Below are 17,090 nucleotides of genomic sequence, written 5' to 3' on the forward strand. Positions count from 1 at the left end.
AACTGAACGATCGTTCTAATTTGGCTATTATCGAAGTATCCATTGAACCACGCCCGCAGAACAAGACGGGCGACGCAAACAAACCATCCGGAGACAACGCATGGCCCTCATCTTTTATCTCACCCACGTTCACCTTGGTTTTGGCACGGTCAATGAGCTGAAGAGCGAATGCGCGCGCGTCGGCATCCGCCGGCCGATGATCGTGACTGACAAGGGCGTGGCCGCCGCCGGGCTGGCGCAGCGGGCCATCGATGCCACGGGCGGCTTGCCCGTCACCGTGTTCGACGAAACGCCTTCCAACCCGACTGAGGCGATGGTGTTGAAGGCCAGCGCGCAATACCAGGATGCCGGCTGCGATGGTCTCATTGCTATTGGTGGCGGCTCATCGATCGACCTGGCCAAGGGCATCGCCATTGCGGCAACGCACCCGGAGCCGCTCACCACCTACGCGACCATTGAGGGCGGCAGCGCGAAGATCACGGAAGCCGCCGCACCGTTGATCGCCATTCCCACCACCGCCGGCACCGGCAGCGAAGTGGCACGCGGCGCCATCATCATCCTAGAGGATGGCCGCAAGCTCGGCTTCCACTCATGGCACCTGCTGCCCAAATCGGCGATCTGCGATGCGGAGTTGACGCTCGGCCTGCCGCCCGCGTTGACAGCCGCTACCGGAATGGATGCGATCGCGCATTGCATCGAAACGTTCCTCGCCCCCGCCTTCAACCCGCCCGCCGACGGCATCGCGCTAGACGGCCTGGAGCGCGCCTGGGCCAACATCGAGCGCGCCACGCGTGATGGTGCCGACCGCGATGCGCGGCTGAACATGATGAGCGCCTCGATGCAAGGCGCGATGGCGTTCCAGAAGGGGCTGGGGTGCGTGCATTCGCTGTCGCACCCGCTGGGCGGTGTGAAGGTGAACGGCAAGACAGGGCTGCACCACGGCACGCTCAACGCGGTCGTGCTGCCGGCGGTGCTGCGCTTTAACGAAACGGCGGAAACGGTGGTGCGAGACAACCGCTATGCGCGCATGCGCCGTGTGATGAACCTGCCGGCCGGTGCGGACCTCGCGCAGGCTGTGCACGACCTGACGGCACGCCTGGGGCTGCCGACCGGGTTACATCAGATGGGCGTGCCGGAGGATGCCCTGGAGCACGTGGTCGACGGTGCCTTGCTCGACCACTGCCACAAGACCAACCCGCGCATCGCCACAGCGGATGATTACCGCCGCATGCTGGCGGAGTCGATGTAAGCCAGAGCGTTACGCAACAAACGGCCGGATCAGCGCAGTGATGCGCTCCGGCTGTTCGTGCACCACCCAGTGCGTGCCATTGGGAATGCGCTCCAGGCGCATATCGGGAATAAAGCGCTCCAGCCCGTTGAGCAGGCCCTTTGGCAGCGCCATGTCCATCTCGCCCCAGATCACCAGCGTGGGCACCTTCACAACGAATGCTTCAGGCGGCATCTGGTCGATGCGCAGCGGTGCAGTGCCTTCGGTCGGTGGGTGCAATGGCGAGGCGCGATAGTAGTTCACGCCGCCCGTCAGGCCGTGCGAGCCGCCCTCGCCCGGTTGGCTCCATGCAGCGTGGTAGCGTGCCCGTACCTCCGGCGTAAACCACTCGGCCACCGGCTGTCCCATGCCGTGGAAGAAGCCTTCCAGCTTCTCGAACTCGTTGGCGGCCAGCGCCTCTTCCGAACCGGGCTTGCGCAGCCAGTTCATGTAGGCCGACGAGGCCTGCTGAGCCGGATCGCTCAGCAACGCATTCGCAAACACCCACGGATGCGGCGAATTGATGATCACCAGCCGTTCGACCAGCTCCGGATGCTGGATAGCGAGGTTCCAGCAGATCGCCCCGCCCCAGTCATGCGCGACCACGATGGCACGCTCGTAGCCCAGCGTGGTGATGAACTGCGTCAGATCCTGCACCAGCAACTTCGGGCGATACGCATCCACTGCCGCCGGCTTGCTCGACAGGTTGTAGCCGCGCATGTCGGGTGCCACGGCAAAGTGCGTATCGCCAAAGGCCGCGAGCTGTGCTTCCCACTCGTACCAGAACTCCGGAAAGCCATGCACGAACAGCATCAGCGGCGCACCGCGCTTGCCGGCGCTGGCGTAATGCAACCGCGTGCCGTTGGGCAGATCGGCGAACTGCGATTCAGTGATGGCGGCTGCAGTGGTGGCGGTCATGGCGGCTCCGGAGTCTTGGGATGAGCGTTAGTCGCGCAGTGCATCCACCAGACGCGCACGCACGTCCGGTTTGCCCTCGAACGGGTCTGACGGATTACGCTGCGAGATGATGTCTTCAAAACGATGCTGCACCGGCGCCAGCGCATGCGGATGCGAATAGATGTAGAAGCTCGCATCGCGAATCGCATCAAATGTCATCTGGCCGACCTGCTCCGCTGTCACCTTACCGGAGCTGACCGCCTTGTCCGACATGGCTTGCGACACAAGCTGCGATTTCGTGGGTGGCGCCGTATTGGCGAGGTCCTGCGGGCGATTGCGGTGTGACTTCGTAATGCCCGTCGGCACAAAGTACGGGCACAGCACCGAGCAATGAATCTGTTCCGTCACCAGGCTCAAATCCTGATACAGCGATTCGGACAACGCCACCACCGCGTGCTTGGACACGTTGTAGATGCCCATGGCAGGCGCATTCAGCAGCCCCGCCATCGATGCCGTGTTGACGATATGGCCCTCGTATGACGGGTCCTTCTTTGCGGCCTCCAGCATCAGCGGTGTGAAGATGCGCACGCCGTGGATCACGCCATGCAGGTTCACGCCCAGCACCCAATCCCAATCGCGCTCGGTGTTCTCCCAGATCAGGCCACCAGCGCCCACACCTGCGTTGTTGAACAGCAGGTTGACCTTACCGAACGTCTTGATGGCGGCATCAGCCAGCGCCTGGACGTCTTCCACCTTCGACACGTCAACGCGCAGGCCGATGACTTCCACGCCCTGCGCTGCAAACTCAGCCACCGCGGCATCCAGCGCGTCCTGCTGGATATCGGCCAGCACCAGCTTCATGCCCAACCCGGCCGCGTTCTTGGCGAACTCCTTGCCGAAACCCGACGCACCGCCCGTGATGACGGCCACGCCGCCTGCGAATTGCTTCATACGTGTCTCTCTCGTGTTGTTGTCATGAAAGGCGATCAAAGCGGCAAAGCTCGCGTGTCCAACGCCTAGCCTGCTACCTCAACCTTGCGCACGGCGTAACCCACGCGCGGGAAATGCACCACCACCTGACCGACGCGCGGGTCTTCGCGCAGCACGCCCACCGTGTCGCGGGTGGAGACGATCAACTCGCCTTCGATCGGGTCGACGCCGTAGTCGACTGCGGCCACCGTCACGCGTGTGCCCTTGGGCAGGCCATAGCGATCGTCGAAAGCGGCATTCGGTTCAGTCAGCGCACGCGGTGTGGCGGCCTTGGCGACGTCCAGCGCTTCGGCAGGCGTCATCGGCTGGGCCTGCGAATGGCCGAGCGCGGCAACGCGATGCATCCACGCCACCACCTCCGGATGCGCGTCCAGAATGCCCGCCACGCCCGTCGCACGGCGGATGAACCACAGGCAGTGGTAGACGGAGAAATCAGCCACGCTCGGCTGCTCACCGAACAGGAAGATGTGCTCACCGGTGGCAAGTTGCCGCTCCAGTTGCGCGAGGAAGACATGCAGCGTGGATGTGGCTTCCTGCGGTGGTGTACGCAAACCGGTACCGCCTGCGCGCATGGCCTTGCGGTCTTCCACGAAGGCTTTGACGAACTCCTCGGGCATGCTGCCAAACAGACTCTGAAAACCGGCAGGCTGCATGACAAAGGTCGCCGACGCCCAGAACAGCGTCGTATCCGCCCATTGCGCCATGGCAAATACCGCCGCCGCCTGCTCGGACGGCACCAGCTTTGGTAGCGGATGAATCGATTCGAGCACCTGCGCAATCAACGCGGTGTCGCAGTAGATGTCTGCGCCGATCTGCAGAAACGGCGTGCGCCGGTAGCCGCCGGTGAGCGGCATCACATCCGGCTTGGGCAGGATGACGGGCACCGTGACGGACTTCCACGGCTGGTCTTTGTAGCCGAGGATCAAACGCACCTTCTCTGAAAACGGCGAGGTGGCGTAATGATGCAGGATCAAGTCCGTCATGGATGCTCCAGGTGTTGAGAACCGATCAGTCGAGCAGATCGGGTTGTTCTTTGACAATGCGGGCGTACAGCGGCTGAAACTGGAACCACCCTGCCTGCGCCGAGCCGACGATGGAATACGCCTGTCGCGCGGCGGCATCGGAAATCGTGCGCGGCGCATCGCCGGTGCGTGCGGCTGCGGCTTCGGCCAACAACTGCACTTGGCAGGAGCGCTCCATGGTGATGAACCACCACGCTGCTTCGTCCACCGTCTTGCCGACGGTCAGCAGGCCGTGGTTTTGCAGGATGGCGGCCTTGTTGTCGCCGAGCGCCTCGGCAATGCGCTGACCTTCATCCAGCTCGACCACCACACCGCCGAAATCGTCATACACCGCGTGGTCGCCATAGAAGGCGCACACGTCCTGTGTGAGCGGATCGAGCTTGCGGCCGAGCGTCGACCATGCGCGCCCATACGTGCTGTGCGAGTGCGCTGCGGCTACGGCATCCGGCCGTGCCCCATGCACGCGCGAGTGAATCGCGAAAGCCGCTGCGTTGACCGGGTAGTCGCCCTCGACCACGTTGCCGTGGTGATCGCAGCGGATCAGGTTCGACACCGTCACCTGGCTGAAATGCACACCGAACGGGTTGACCCAGAAGCTGTCCTGATGCTCCGGGTCGCGTGCGGTGATGTGCCCGGCTACGCCTTCGTCGAAGCCAAATTTGGAGAACAGGCGAAACGCTGCTGCCAGGCGTTGCTTACGATGCAGGCGCTCTTCGGCCACGGTGGCAAATTGCGGTGGACGCGGCAGGTTGCGATAGCGGGCAGCAGCCTCGGGGCTGAGGTTGCTGGCCATGTCTTCGGGCCGCTTGGCTTGGGCGATTTCAGGTGCGTTCATGGTGTCTCCTTCACGCAGTCGTTGTGGGTGGAGCCATTCTGTGGCGGCCCTCGCCCGGCGGACTGTCAAGCGATTGACAGTCCGCACATCGACGTTAAAACGTCAGACCAGCTTCACAAGTTGCTTGCCGAAGTTCTTGCCCTTGAGCAGGCCCATGAAGGCTTCCGGCGCACTCGCCAGGCCATCCGACACGCTCTCGCGGAACTTCAGTTTGCCCTGCGCCACGAAGCCACCCAGTTCGCGCAGTGCTTCCGGCCACACGTCCATATGTTCGGAGACGATGAAGCCTTCGATGGTCAGGCGCGATACCAGGATCAGTTGCGGGTTCTGCAGCGGCAGCGGCTGGCCATCGTAGCCTGCGATCATGCCGCACATGGCGATGCGGCCGAACGCGTTCATGCGCGACAGCACAGCATCCAGGATCGAACCGCCGACGTTCTCGAAGTACGAGTCGATGCCATCGGGCGTCGCGGCCTTCAGCATCTGGTACAGCTCCTTCGGGTCCTTGGCGGCCTTGTAGTCGATGCAGGCGTCAAAGCCGAGCTCGTTGACCACGTAATCGCACTTGTCCTTGCCGCCGGCAAAGCCCACGGCACGGCAGCCCTTGAGCTTGGCGAGCTGACCAACCACGCTGCCCACGGCGCCCGAAGCAGCGCTCACCGCCACGGTCTGGCCGGGCTTCGGCAGCATGATCTTGTTCAGGCCGTACCACGCCGTCACGCCGGGCATGCCGACCGAGCCCAGATACGCCGATAGCGGAATGTGGCGCGTATCCACCTTCTGGATGCCACGGCCGTCGGACACGCCCACTTCCTGCCAGCCGAACATGCCGACCACGTTGTCGCCCACGGCAAACGACGGGTTCTTCGAGGCTTCCACCACGCCCACGGTGCCGCCGATCATGACTTCGTCCAACGGCTGCGGCTGCGCATACGACTTGCTGTCGTTCATACGGCCACGCATGTACGGATCGAGCGACAGGAAATGGTTGCGCACCAGCACCTGGCCGTCCTGCAGCTCGGGGATGTCAGCCGTCTCCAGACGGAAGTTGTCCGGCGTCACGGCACCCTGCGGGCGGGACGCCAGAACGATGCGTTGATACGTCTTCGACATGAATGCGCTCCTAGATATTCGAGTAGGTCACTTCTGGTGCATGAAGAATTCCGCCAGCGCACCAAACGCTGGCAGTGTGATCGGGTCATTGGCGCCATTGGCCGCAATCGGGTGCGAGGCGTAACGCACGATGGTCATCTGGGCTACCGGATCAATATAGATGGCCTGACCATGGATGCCGCGCGCCTCAATGGCGTGGTGGGCATTGTTCGAGACCCACCACATATTGCGGTACGACCAGCCCGGCAGTGTGGCGTAGCCGGCCTTGGCAAACTTGGCAGGGTCACCACCGCGGCGGATGTCGTCGATCACACTCTTGGGCAGAATCTGGCGGCCGTTGAAGCGGCCGTCGTTGCGGATCATCTCGCCAAAGCGGGCCAGATCACGCAGCGTGGTGTTCAGACCACCGCCACCGGATTCGGTGCCGATACTGTCCACCCCGAAGTACGCATCGTTCTCTGCCCCAATCGGTTGCCAGATGCGCTCGGACAGCAGCGCAGCCAATGATTTGTTGGATGCGCGACGGACGATCCAGGCCAGGATTTCTGCGTTGACGGTCTTGTACGAAAACGCCGCGTCATGCTCGCCTTCCTTCTTAAGCGTGACGAGGTAATCGTAGAAGTTGTCCGGCCCTTTGTAGCCCGCTGGGCGCGGCAGCATGCCGCCGGCACGGGCGTAGGCCCAGACATCGGCGTTCGGGTCTGCGTAGTTTTCGGAATAGTGCACGCCGATGGTCATGTCCATGACCTGGCGTACGGTGGCGTCGCTGTAGGCACTGCCTTTGAGTTCCGGCACGTATTGCGTGACGGGCGCGGCCGGATCGAGCTTGCCGTCGGCCACCAGCATGGCGGCCAGCGTGCCCACAAACGATTTCGTGACCGACATGGCTATGTGCTGGGTATGTGCATTGAGCGCGCCAAAGTAGCGTTCATACACCACCTTGCCCTTGTGCATGACGAGAATGCCGTCGGTGTACGTCAGCTTCAGTGCCTCGGCAAAAGTGCGGCGCACGCCCTCGGGATCGGTGAACAGCACACCGCTGATATCGCGTTCGGCGCGCGGCAGTTTGCTGACCGGGCCATCGCCGTGCCAGACCGCACGTGTCGGCACGAACTCACGCACATGGCTGAAGCCATAGCGCGTACGCGGGAACATGTTGCCCGCCAGGTCAAAGCGAATGATGCGATCGGGCGGCGGCGGGAAACCCTGCATCCAACCCATCTTGTTCGGGTCGGATTCGTCTGCGGTGAGCGGCTTCTGCGCGGGCGCGCTTGGTACTGCGGGTGCCGGCGGGGCCTGCACGGTGGTCGGTGCACCTGCGGCAGGCGCATCAACCGGCGTGGAGTTGGAGGCGCATCCTTCCAGGGTCATGGTCAGTCCGGTGCAGCAAAGCAGAGTGATGGCAAGGGCAGACGCCCTCCGCCGTGCGGGTTGTTGCATGGTTGTCTCCGTGATTGCTTTTCTTATGGGCCGGGCCTTACTGCCTGCCCGGCCGGCGTGCAACTGGGTATGCCGTACTGCAACTGCGGTATGCCTGGATCAGCCGTCCGCGCCTGCTGATGTGTCCAATTCGGGCGTGCGCGGCGGCGGCATACGTTTGACGAATTTGAACGTGCCCGAGCCACGTGCAACGAGCTTGCCGTCGTCGTCCCTCACCTCGCCCTCACAGAAGGCCATGGTGGTGGACTGGTGCACGCAGCGCGCGCTGGCCTTGAGCTTGCCGCGCCCGGGCTGCATGAACGCCGTCTTCATCTCGATCGTCACCACGCCGCGGCCATGCACGTCGGCCGAGCGGCCAGCCATGGCCATGGCCACGTCGAGCATCGTCATGGTCACGCCGCCGTGGGCCATTTCCCAGCTGTTCATGTGGCGGTCTTCCAGCGCCAGTTCGACGATGCCCTCGCCGTCCGCCGCCTTCAGGCAGCGCATGTCTAGGAGCTTCAGGAAAGGGATCTCGATCGGAAAACCGTTGTTGTCTGCGCTCATGCTGCGTTCAAAAGAGTGGGAGCAGCCGAAATTAGACCACGCTCACGCCACCGTCGACGGCCAGAATCTGCCCGGTGATGTGCTTGGAGGCATCCGACGCGAACAGCGCGGCCACACCCTTGAGGTCTTCGTCGTCGCCAATGCGATGCAGGGGCGACTTCTCGGTCAGCTTGTCGACGCCCAGCTTTTCCAGCGAGCCGCGCGTCATCTTCGACGGGAAGAAGCCAGGGGCGATGGCGTTGACGGTGATGCCGTGCTCGCCCCACTCGCCTGCCAGGGCGCGCGTGAAGTTGACCACGGCACCCTTGCTGGTGTTGTAGGCGATCGTATCGAGCGAGCCCGGCGGGTTGCCTTTCAGGCCGGCAATCGACGCCACGTTGACGATCTTCCCGTACTTACGCGGGATCATCGAACGCTTGCCAATCTGCTGCGTGAGCAGGAACAGGCCGCGGATGTTCAGGTTCATCACCTTGTCCCACGCCTCAACCGGATGGTCTTCGGCCGGGGCACCCCACGTGGCACCGGCGTTGTTCACGAGGATGTCGATGTGGCCCAGCTTGGCGAGCGCCTCGTCGGCCAAGCGCTGGATGTCGGCTTCGACAGCGCCATCAGCGGCAATCCAGTCGGCCTCGATACCGAGCGACTTCAGATGCGCCTGCGCTTCCTTCAGCTCGTCGGCCTTGCGCGCCGACAGCACGATGCGTGCGCCCTGCTCGCCCAGTGCTTCAGCAATCTGCAGGCCGAGCCCGCGCGAGCCGCCAGTGATCAGTGCTGTCTTGCCAGAGAGATTGAACAGCGATTTCAGCGTACCCATGGTGTCTCCTGTCTATCGTTGTCTTAGTTAGAACCAAGCGTCCTGCATATCCAGCGTGGTCGTGTCGAGCGAGCCCAGCAGTACGATCTGCGGGTCGATCTTCGGCAGTTCCCACTGGAAGAAGTAGCGTGCGGCCTGCAGCTTGCCGCGATAGAAATCGGCATCCTCGCCCTGTGCGTTGGGCAAGGCCTTCGCAGCGGACAGGGCCTGCTCCAGCCAGATCCACGCAATAACGACGTGGCCGAAGGCTTCCAGGTACACCGATGCGTTGGCCAGCGTGACACGCGGGTCGCCTGCTGCCCACAGCGTCTGCGTGACCTTGGCGAGCTTTTGCGTTGCCATGCCGAGTGCACGGCCGTAGCTGATCAGCGTGTCATCACCGCTCTCCAGCGCGCGGCCGACGGTTGCCTGCACGCGCTCGCCAAGTGCGGCAAAGGCGGCGCCGTCCTGCATCACGACCTTGCGACCGAGCAGGTCCAGACCCTGGATGCCGTGCGTACCTTCGTGGATCGGGTTGAGTCGGTTGTCGCGGTAGAACTGTTCGACGTTGTACTCGCGCGTGTAGCCATAGCCGCCGTGCACCTGGATTGCCAGGCTGTTGGCCTCCAGGCACCACTGCGACGGCCAGCTCTTGGCGATCGGCGTCAGGATGTCGAGCAGCAGGCCAAGCTTGGCGCGTTTCGCGGCATCCGTTTCACCGCGCTCTTCGTCGACGAGCTTGGCGCAATACAGGTTCAGGCCGAGCGCGCCTTCCACGTAGGCCTTCTGTGCCAGCAGCATGCGGCGCACGTCAGCGTGGTCGACGATACGGATTTGTGGGGACGCCGCATCCTTGCCCGACGGACCAACCGGGCGACCCTGCGGACGATTGCGCGCGTAGTCCACCGCGTGTAAGTAGCCGGTGTAGCCGAGCATCGTCGCGCCCATGCCGACGCCGATGCGTGCCTCGTTCATCATGTGGAACATGCATGCGAGGCCCTTGTGTGGCTCGCCGACGAGGTAGCCGATGGCACCGGCGCGCGGCTGGCCGTCTGCGCCCTTCGGGCGGAATTGCGTGCCTTCACCAAAGTTGAGCAGACAGTTGGTCGTGCCGCGATAGCCCATCTTGTGGTTCAGGCCGGCCAGCACCACGTCATTGCGCTCGCCCAGCGAGCCATCTGCATTAACGAGGAACTTGGGCACGATGAAGAGCGAGATGCCCTTCACGCCCGGGATCAGCTTGCCGTCGGGGCCGGGGATCTTCGCCAGCACGAGGTGGACGATGTTGTCCGACAGTTCGTGCTCGCCGGCGGAGATCCACATCTTGTTGCCGGTCAGGCGGTATTGCGCGCCCAGCGACGATTCGCCTTCGTACTCCGCACGCGTGACGACATCTGACAGCGACGACCCGGCCTGCGGCTCCGACAGGCACATCGTGCCGTAGAAGCGGCCTTCCATTTCGGGCTGCACGAACGTTTCGATCTGCGCGGGCGTGCCATGTGCGAGCAGCAGATTCGCGTTGCCGATGGTGAGGAACGGATACGAGCTGGTGCCGACGTTGGCGGCCTTGAAGAAGCCGAAGCCGGCCTTCTCGACCACGGTCGGCAGTTGCATGCCGCCGCGCTCGAAATCTTGTCCAGCGGCCATCAGCCCCGCCTTGTTGAAGGCATCCAGCGCCACCTTCACTTCGGGAATGATGTGGACCGAGGTGCCGTCGAAATGCGGTTCCTGCTGGTCGTTCTTCTTATTGTGCGGGGCGAAAAGATCCGTGGCGATGCGCTCGCAGGTATCGAGCGCAGCGTCGAATGTTTCGCGGGAGTGGTCGGCAAAACGCGGAATGCGGGTGAGCGATTCCACGTCGAGCCATTCATAGAGCAAAAAGCTCAGGTCGCGGCGCGACAGCAGCAGAGAAGACATGATGTTTTGTGGTCCATCCCTTGTTTCATCCCCTGCCGGGGCTGACTCACTTTCTTTGTCTTGCCAAAGAAAGTCAGCAAAGAAAGGCGCGCCCGAGATGGCGGAAGATTCCTTGAATTTCCGTAACCGGGCGGAGAAGGACCGAAACTCGCTACGCTAAAACAGCGGTCCTTCTTTTTTCCGCCCGCTTACGGAAATTCAAGGCGCCATCTAGGGCAGGAACGTCAACGGCCACACCAACGGAATGCGTGGGTTGGCACTTAGGAAGACGTTCCCGTCCAAAGAAAACAGGCTCCCGTTTTTGGTGGGAGCCTGTGTCTCTTTAGAGCACCTCGAACAGACCGGCTGCGCCTTGGCCGCCGCCGATGCACATGGTCACGACCACGTACTTGACGCCGCGGCGCTTGCCTTCAATCAGCGCGTGGCCGACCAGACGCGCGCCCGACACGCCGTACGGGTGACCCACAGCGATGGCGCCGCCGTTGACGTTCAGGCGGTCCATCGGGATGCCCAGCTTGTCAGCGCAATACAGCACCTGCACGGCAAAGGCCTCGTTCAGCTCCCACAGGCCAATGTCTTCGACCTTCAGGCCGGCCTTCTTGAGCAGCTTGGGCACGGCAAACACCGGGCCAATACCCATTTCGTCCGGCTCGCAACCGGCCACGGCAAAGCCGCGGAACACGCCCAGCGGCTGCAGGCCCTTGGCGGCAGCGACCTTGCCGTTCATCACAACAGCAGCGGATGCGCCGTCGGAGAACTGGCTGGCGTTGCCGGCCGTGATCACGCCACCCGGCATGGCGGTGCGGATCTTCGACACGCCTTCGAGCGTCGTATCCGCACGGATACCTTCGTCAGCGGAGATCGTGACTTCGCGCGTCATGAGCTGGCCGGTCTTGGCATCGGCCACGCCCATCACCGTCGTCATCGGGACGATTTCGTCGTTGAACTTACCGGCAGCGGCCGCGGCGGCGGCGCGCTGCTGGCTCTGCACGCCGTATTCGTCCATGCGCTCCTTGGCGATGCTGTATCGCTTGGCGACCATTTCAGCCGTCTGCAGCATGCTCCAGTAGATCTCAGGCTTGTGCTTGCTCAGCCAGCCTTCGGCGACCATGTGGCGGTTCATCTCTTGCTGCACGCACGAGATGGACTCCACGCCGCCGGCCACGAAGATGTCGCCTTCATCGGCAATCACGCGCTGCGCGGCCATGGCGATGGTCTGCAGGCCCGACGAGCAGAAACGGTTAACAGTGGCACCCGGCACGGTCACGGGGCAGCCCGCACGCAGGGCGATCTGGCGAGCGATGTTGGCGCCGGTCGCGCCTTCCGGGTTCGCGCAGCCCATCAGGATGTCTTCGACTTCGCCCGGCTCGATCTTGGCGCGCGCAATGGCGTGTTCCACAGCATGGCCGCCCAGCGTGGCGCCGTGCGTCATGTTGAAGGCGCCCTTCCAGCTCTTGGCCAGGCCGGTACGTGCGGTGGAAACGATGACTGCTTCGGTCATGGTGTTGCTCCTCGTATCTGGTGGAGGCGCGCTGCATCGGCAGGCGCCCGGTATCTCTGTTATCCGTTCAAGACTGCGTGCGACTGCAACCGCGCGATGCCCGCATCCGTCATGTGCTGCCACGCCTGCGCAAGCGACCCGTTCAGGTCAATGGCGCGGCAGGCATCCTCGATGACGGCGACTTCCAGCCCCGCAGCACGTGCATCCAGCGCCGACCACGCCACGCAAAAGTCCGTGGCCAGCCCGACGCAGAACACGCGCTGGATACCCAACTCGCGCAGGTAGCCCAGCAGGCCGGTCGGCGTCTTGCGGTCCGCCTCAAAGAAGGCGGAGTAGCTGTCGATGTGCGGGTGGTAGCCCTTGCGGACGATCAACTGCGTATGCGGCACGTTCAGCCCATCGGCCAGCGCGGCGCCGGTGCTGTGCTGTACGCAATGCACTGGCCACAGCACCTGCTGGCCGTACGGCAGTTCGATCGTGCCGAACGGCTGCGTGCCAGCGTGGTTGGCCGCGAACGACACGTGTTCGCTCGGGTGCCAGTCCTGCGTCAGCACAACGCGCCCGAATGCCTGGGCGAGCCGGTTGACGACCGGGATGACCTGGTCGCCGTCCGGCACCGCCAGCGCACCGCCGGGCAGAAAGTCGTTCTGCACGTCGATGATCAGCAGGCAATCGGTGGGCGTGAGTTGCATGGCGGTTCAGTCGCTTGCGTTGATGGTCAACCGTTGAAGCCCTTGCCTTCATCGGCCAGCTTCTGCAGCAGCGGGGCAACCTTCCACGCTTCACCGTGGTAGCCCTTGCTGTAGCGGTGCATGGCTTGTGCGACGTTGTACAGGCCGACGGTGTCTGCGTAGAGCATCGGGCCACCGCGGAACAGCGGGAAGCCGTAGCCGGTCAGGTAGACCATGTCGATGTCCGACGCCTTGGAGGCGATGCCCTCTTCCAGGATCTTCGCGCCTTCGTTGACCAGCGCGAACACCAGGCGCTCGACGATCTCTTCATCCGAGATCTTGCGGCGCGTGATGCCCAGATCCTTGGAATGCTGGACGATCATGTCGTTGACCTGCTGGTTCGGGTACGGCTTGCGGTCACCCGCCTTGTAGTCGTACCAGCCGCCGCCGGTCTTCTGGCCGAAGCGGCCCATTTCGCACAACAGGTCGGCCGTCTTGGAGTAGACGATGTCTGGCTTGTCCACGGCGCGGCGCTTGCGAATGGCCCAGCCGATGTCGTTGCCTGCCAGGTCGCCCATGCGGAACGGGCCCATCGCAAAGCCGAACTTCTCGATGGCCTTGTCGACTTGCTCCGGCAGTGCGCCTTCGTCCAGCAGGTAGCCGGCCTGGCGGCTGTACTGCTCGATCATGCGGTTGCCAATAAAGCCATCGCACACGCCCGAGACCACTGCCGTCTTCTTGATGGCCTTGGCCAGCTTCATGACGGTGGCCAGCACGTCCTTGGCGGTCTCCTTGCCGCGCACGACTTCCAGCAGCTTCATCACGTTGGCCGGGCTGAAGAAGTGCATGCCAACCACGTCTTGCGGGCGCTTGGTGAAGCTGGCGATCTTGTCCACGTCCAGCGTGGAGGTGTTCGACGCCAGGATCGCGCCCTGCTTGACGACTTCGTCCAGCTTCTTGAACACGACCTCCTTGACGCCCATTTCTTCGAACACGGCCTCGATGACGAGGTCAGCGTCCTTGATGTCGTCGTACGAGAGCGTCGGGGTCAGCAGGGCCATGCGCTGCTCGACCTTCTCTTGCGTGAGCTTGCCCTTCTTGGCGCTGTTCTCGTAGTTCTTGCGGATGGTGGCGACACCGCGGTCCAGCGCTTCCTGCTTGGTTTCCAGCATCGTGACCGGAATACCCGCGTTCAGGAAGTTCATGGAGATGCCGCCGCCCATGGTGCCGGCACCGATCACGGCAACCTTTTCCACCTTGCGCACCGGGGTGTCTTCCGGCACATCGGGGATCTTGCTGGCAGCGCGCTCGCCGAAGAAGGCGTGACGCAGCGCGCGCGATTCGCTGGTGTTCACCAGTTCGATGAACAGGTCGCGCTCGAACTTGATGCCGTCGTCAAAGCGCTTTTCCACCGCAGCCTGTACGGCGTCGACGCACTTGCCCGGCGCCGGGAAATTCTTGGCAACAGCCGCCACGGTGTTGCGTGCGAATTGCAGGAACCCTTGCGCGTTGTCGTGCTGGACCTTGCGATCGCGCAGCTTGGGCAGCTTGCCTTCGGCGGCGGCCTTGAGCGCGAAGTCGATGGCGCCGGCCATCAGGTCGCCTTCAACCATCTGATCGAACAGCCCGCTCTTGGCCAGCTTTTCCGACAGGATGGGCGTGCCCGAAACGATCATGTTCAGAGCAGGCTCGAGGCCGATCGCGCGCGGCAGGCGCTGCGTGCCGCCGGCACCCGGCAGGATGCCCAGCTTGACCTCGGGCAATGCAATCTGTGCGCCCGGTGCCGCCACGCGGTAGTGGCAGCCCATCGCCAGTTCCAGACCGCCGCCCATCGCCACCGAGTGGATGGCGGCCACGACCGGCTTGCTGCTCGACTCAACCGCCTTGATGACAGCGTGCAGCGTCGGCTCTTGCGTTGCCTTGGGGGTGTTGAATTCGCGGATATCGGCGCCGCCCGAGAAGGCTTTGCCTGCGCCGGTGATCACGATGGCCTTGACGCTGGCGTCGTCGCCAGCCTTGACCATGCCCTCAACGATACCCAGGCGCGTGGAGTGGCCAAGGCCGTTGACCGGCGGGTTGCTGAGCGTAATGACGGCAACGCCGTCCTGGACCTTGTACTCCGCTGTCATGCTGGTTCCTTTGGTGGTGCGAGGGCCGGCTCCAATGACGCCAAAGCAGCACACCGTGCCTCGCGGTTGAACTGTCTCTTAACTATCGTTTTTTTAACGCGCGGTAAGTCCGCGACTCGACAAAGAATACACAAAATAGCACGGTCGTTCAATTTTTATTTTTGCGCTGCACGGCGCCATCCGGCGGGCCATGCAGCAGGCTGCGCAAGGCTCAAACGCCTGTGCTGCAGCATCGATTTTTTGCCCGGCACATGACGGTTTTGATAGAGTCGCGCATTTCGTTCGCCGGACGCCCATCAGGCGCGGGGACGTCTCGTCACATTTCGTCGATTCCACTCGCGATCCGAGCGGAATCGTCCACTCTGTATCCATGTCAGAACACGCTACCCCGTCTTCCGAGACGCCGGGCTTGCGCCGCACTTTGCGCGCGCGCCACCTCACCATGATCGCCATTGGCGGATCGATCGGCACCGGGCTCTTTGTCGCCTCAGGCGCGACCGTCTCACAAGCGGGCCCAGGTGGCGCGCTCGCCGCCTACATCCTGATCGGGGTGATGGTCTACTTCCTGATGACCAGCCTGGGCGAACTTGCCGCCTACATGCCCGTTTCCGGCTCGTTCGCCACCTATGGCGCGCTGTACGTGGACGAGGGCTTCGGCTTCGCGCTCGGTTGGAACTATTGGTACAACTGGGCGGTGACGATTGCGGTGGAGCTGGCCGCCGCGCAGCTCGTCATGCACTACTGGTTTCCCGATGTACCGGGCGTGCTGTGGAGTGCGGTGTTTCTCCTCATCATGTTTCTGCTCAACGCCATCTCGGTGCGGGGCTTTGGCGAGGCGGAATACTGGTTCGCGCTCATCAAGGTCGTCACCGTCATCTTCTTTATCGGCATTGGCCTGGCGATGATCTTCGGGATCATGAAAGGCGGTCCGCAATCCGGCCTGCAGAATCTGACGATGGGCGATGCGCCGTTCGTGGGCGGGCTGCCGGCGATGATCGGCGTGGCGATGATTGCCGGGTTCTCGTTCCAGGGGACGGAGCTGATTGGTGTGGCGGCAGGCGAATCGGCTGACCCGGCGCGCACGATTCCGCGGGCGGTGAAGCAGGTGTTCTGGCGCATCCTGCTGTTTTATGTGCTGGCCATCTTCATCATTGGCGTGCTGGTGCCGTACACCGATCCGAATCTGCTCTCGACGGAAGTCACCAACATTGGCGTAAGCCCGTTCACGCTGGTGTTCAAGCATGCTGGCCTGGCGTTTGCGGCCGGGCTGATGAACGCTGTGATCCTGACCGCCGTGCTGTCGGCGGGCAATTCGGGCATGTATGCATCTACACGCATGCTATACAACCTGGCCACCGAAGGCCGCGCACCTCGCGTCTTTGCGCAACTCACGAGGAACGGTGTGCCGCGCAATGCGTTGCTGGCGACGACAGCCGTGGGCGCGCTGTGCTTCCTTAGCTCGCTGTATGGCGACAAGACGGTCTACCTGTGGCTGCTGAATACCTCGGGCATGACCGGCTTCGTGGCGTGGCTGGGCATTGCCATCAGCCACTATCGCTTCCGCAAGGGGCTGGTGGCGCAAGGGCATGATCCGGCGCAGTTGCCGTATCGCTCGAAGTTCTTTCCGTATGGTCCGCTGTTCGCGTTCGGGCTGTGCCTGATCATCACGCTTGGCCAGAACTATCAGGCGTTCACCAGTGGCACGATCGACTGGCCCGCGGTCATTGCCACGTACATCGGCATCCCAGTCTTCTTCCTGATCTGGATCGGCTACCGGCTCGTGCGTGGTGGCGGCATCGTCCGCTACCAGGACATGCACTTCCCCCGCCCGCCCGTCACGCGCGACCCGCTGGCTGGCCAGGACCCAGGCCCGGAACTACCAACCGTCGCGATCCCTACACAGCAATAACACTGCCTCGCCTGCCGTTTGCCTTGCATTCGGCGGGCGTTTTTCGCTTTGCCTCGATGC

14 protein-coding genes are annotated in these 17,090 nt (G+C 63.2%); 2 read left to right on the top strand and 12 right to left on the bottom strand.

Annotated elements, in window-relative coordinates:
• Positions 1-100: 100 nt before the first annotated feature.
• The gene (locus tag ACS13N_RS16070; protein WP_438932558.1) at positions 101-1,249 is read left to right on the top strand and encodes an iron-containing alcohol dehydrogenase; all 1,149 of its coding nucleotides are present in this window, start codon (positions 101-103) and stop codon (positions 1,247-1,249) included.
• Positions 1,250-1,258: 9 nt separating this feature from the next.
• Here the strand turns inward: ACS13N_RS16070 and ACS13N_RS16075 are convergent, their stop codons facing one another.
• The 12 genes from ACS13N_RS16075 to ACS13N_RS16130 all read right to left on the bottom strand — a co-directional run bounded on the left by ACS13N_RS16075 (position 1,259) and on the right by ACS13N_RS16130 (position 15,121).
• Positions 1,259-2,185 carry an alpha/beta fold hydrolase gene (locus tag ACS13N_RS16075; RefSeq protein ID WP_438932559.1) on the bottom strand — a complete coding sequence of 309 codons (927 nt, stop codon included), beginning with the start codon at positions 2,183-2,185 and terminating at the stop codon, positions 1,259-1,261.
• A 27-nt stretch (positions 2,186-2,212) separates the two neighbouring features.
• Positions 2,213-3,115 (bottom strand): SDR family oxidoreductase, encoded by a 903-nt coding sequence (locus ACS13N_RS16080; protein WP_438932560.1) that lies wholly within the window; start codon positions 3,113-3,115, stop codon positions 2,213-2,215.
• Between the two features lie 65 nt (positions 3,116-3,180).
• The gene (locus ACS13N_RS16085) at positions 3,181-4,137 is read right to left on the bottom strand and encodes a glutathione S-transferase family protein (protein ID WP_438932561.1); all 957 of its coding nucleotides are present in this window, start codon (positions 4,135-4,137) and stop codon (positions 3,181-3,183) included.
• 25 nt (positions 4,138-4,162) lie between these two features.
• Positions 4,163-5,011 carry a class II aldolase/adducin family protein gene (locus ACS13N_RS16090; protein WP_438932562.1) on the bottom strand — a complete coding sequence of 283 codons (849 nt, stop codon included), beginning with the start codon at positions 5,009-5,011 and terminating at the stop codon, positions 4,163-4,165.
• A gap of 102 nt (positions 5,012-5,113) precedes the next feature.
• The gene (locus ACS13N_RS16095) at positions 5,114-6,124 is read right to left on the bottom strand and encodes an NADP-dependent oxidoreductase (RefSeq protein WP_438932563.1); all 1,011 of its coding nucleotides are present in this window, start codon (positions 6,122-6,124) and stop codon (positions 5,114-5,116) included.
• A gap of 27 nt (positions 6,125-6,151) precedes the next feature.
• Positions 6,152-7,564 carry a serine hydrolase domain-containing protein gene (locus tag ACS13N_RS16100; RefSeq protein ID WP_438932564.1) on the bottom strand — a complete coding sequence of 471 codons (1,413 nt, stop codon included), beginning with the start codon at positions 7,562-7,564 and terminating at the stop codon, positions 6,152-6,154.
• 99 nt (positions 7,565-7,663) lie between these two features.
• Entirely contained in the window at positions 7,664-8,110 is a 447-nt protein-coding gene (locus ACS13N_RS16105; protein ID WP_438932565.1) for a PaaI family thioesterase, read from the bottom strand.
• Between the two features lie 31 nt (positions 8,111-8,141).
• A complete protein-coding gene (locus ACS13N_RS16110; RefSeq protein ID WP_438932566.1) occupies positions 8,142-8,924 on the bottom strand; it encodes an SDR family oxidoreductase in 783 nt (260 codons plus the stop codon).
• Positions 8,925-8,951: 27 nt separating this feature from the next.
• Positions 8,952-10,820, bottom strand: coding sequence for an acyl-CoA dehydrogenase (locus tag ACS13N_RS16115; protein WP_438932567.1), 1,869 nt, complete (start codon positions 10,818-10,820; stop codon positions 8,952-8,954).
• Between the two features lie 322 nt (positions 10,821-11,142).
• On the bottom strand, positions 11,143-12,321 hold the full coding sequence (locus tag ACS13N_RS16120; protein ID WP_438932568.1) for an acetyl-CoA C-acyltransferase: 1,179 nt from the start codon (positions 12,319-12,321) through the stop codon (positions 11,143-11,145).
• Positions 12,322-12,380: 59 nt separating this feature from the next.
• On the bottom strand, positions 12,381-13,013 hold the full coding sequence (pncA, locus tag ACS13N_RS16125; protein WP_438932569.1) for a bifunctional nicotinamidase/pyrazinamidase: 633 nt from the start codon (positions 13,011-13,013) through the stop codon (positions 12,381-12,383).
• Positions 13,014-13,039: 26 nt separating this feature from the next.
• Positions 13,040-15,121, bottom strand: coding sequence for a 3-hydroxyacyl-CoA dehydrogenase NAD-binding domain-containing protein (locus ACS13N_RS16130; RefSeq protein ID WP_438932570.1), 2,082 nt, complete (start codon positions 15,119-15,121; stop codon positions 13,040-13,042).
• Positions 15,122-15,491: 370 nt separating this feature from the next.
• On the opposite strand from ACS13N_RS16130, the gene ACS13N_RS16135 reads away from it, so the two are divergent.
• Positions 15,492-17,030 (top strand): amino acid permease, encoded by a 1,539-nt coding sequence (locus tag ACS13N_RS16135; RefSeq protein WP_438932571.1) that lies wholly within the window; start codon positions 15,492-15,494, stop codon positions 17,028-17,030.
• Positions 17,031-17,090: the final 60 nt, after the last annotated feature.

Origin of the sequence: Ralstonia sp. 24A2 (assembly GCF_051783885.1) — a bacterium.
GTDB lineage: Bacteria > Pseudomonadota > Gammaproteobacteria > Burkholderiales > Burkholderiaceae > Ralstonia.

Coding starts and splice junctions, on each gene's coding strand:
- ACS13N_RS16070 (WP_438932558.1), top strand. CDS start 101: ATGGCCCTCATCTTTTATCTCACCCACGTTCACCTTGGTTTTGGCACG.
- ACS13N_RS16075 (WP_438932559.1), bottom strand. CDS start 2,185: ATGACCGCCACCACTGCAGCCGCCATCACTGAATCGCAGTTCGCCGAT.
- ACS13N_RS16080 (WP_438932560.1), bottom strand. CDS start 3,115: ATGAAGCAATTCGCAGGCGGCGTGGCCGTCATCACGGGCGGTGCGTCG.
- ACS13N_RS16085 (WP_438932561.1), bottom strand. CDS start 4,137: ATGACGGACTTGATCCTGCATCATTACGCCACCTCGCCGTTTTCAGAG.
- ACS13N_RS16090 (WP_438932562.1), bottom strand. CDS start 5,011: ATGAACGCACCTGAAATCGCCCAAGCCAAGCGGCCCGAAGACATGGCC.
- ACS13N_RS16095 (WP_438932563.1), bottom strand. CDS start 6,124: ATGTCGAAGACGTATCAACGCATCGTTCTGGCGTCCCGCCCGCAGGGT.
- ACS13N_RS16100 (WP_438932564.1), bottom strand. CDS start 7,564: ATGCAACAACCCGCACGGCGGAGGGCGTCTGCCCTTGCCATCACTCTG.
- ACS13N_RS16105 (WP_438932565.1), bottom strand. CDS start 8,110: ATGAGCGCAGACAACAACGGTTTTCCGATCGAGATCCCTTTCCTGAAG.
- ACS13N_RS16110 (WP_438932566.1), bottom strand. CDS start 8,924: ATGGGTACGCTGAAATCGCTGTTCAATCTCTCTGGCAAGACAGCACTG.
- ACS13N_RS16115 (WP_438932567.1), bottom strand. CDS start 10,820: ATGTCTTCTCTGCTGCTGTCGCGCCGCGACCTGAGCTTTTTGCTCTAT.
- ACS13N_RS16120 (WP_438932568.1), bottom strand. CDS start 12,321: ATGACCGAAGCAGTCATCGTTTCCACCGCACGTACCGGCCTGGCCAAG.
- pncA (WP_438932569.1), bottom strand. CDS start 13,013: ATGCAACTCACGCCCACCGATTGCCTGCTGATCATCGACGTGCAGAAC.
- ACS13N_RS16130 (WP_438932570.1), bottom strand. CDS start 15,121: ATGACAGCGGAGTACAAGGTCCAGGACGGCGTTGCCGTCATTACGCTC.
- ACS13N_RS16135 (WP_438932571.1), top strand. CDS start 15,492: ATGTCAGAACACGCTACCCCGTCTTCCGAGACGCCGGGCTTGCGCCGC.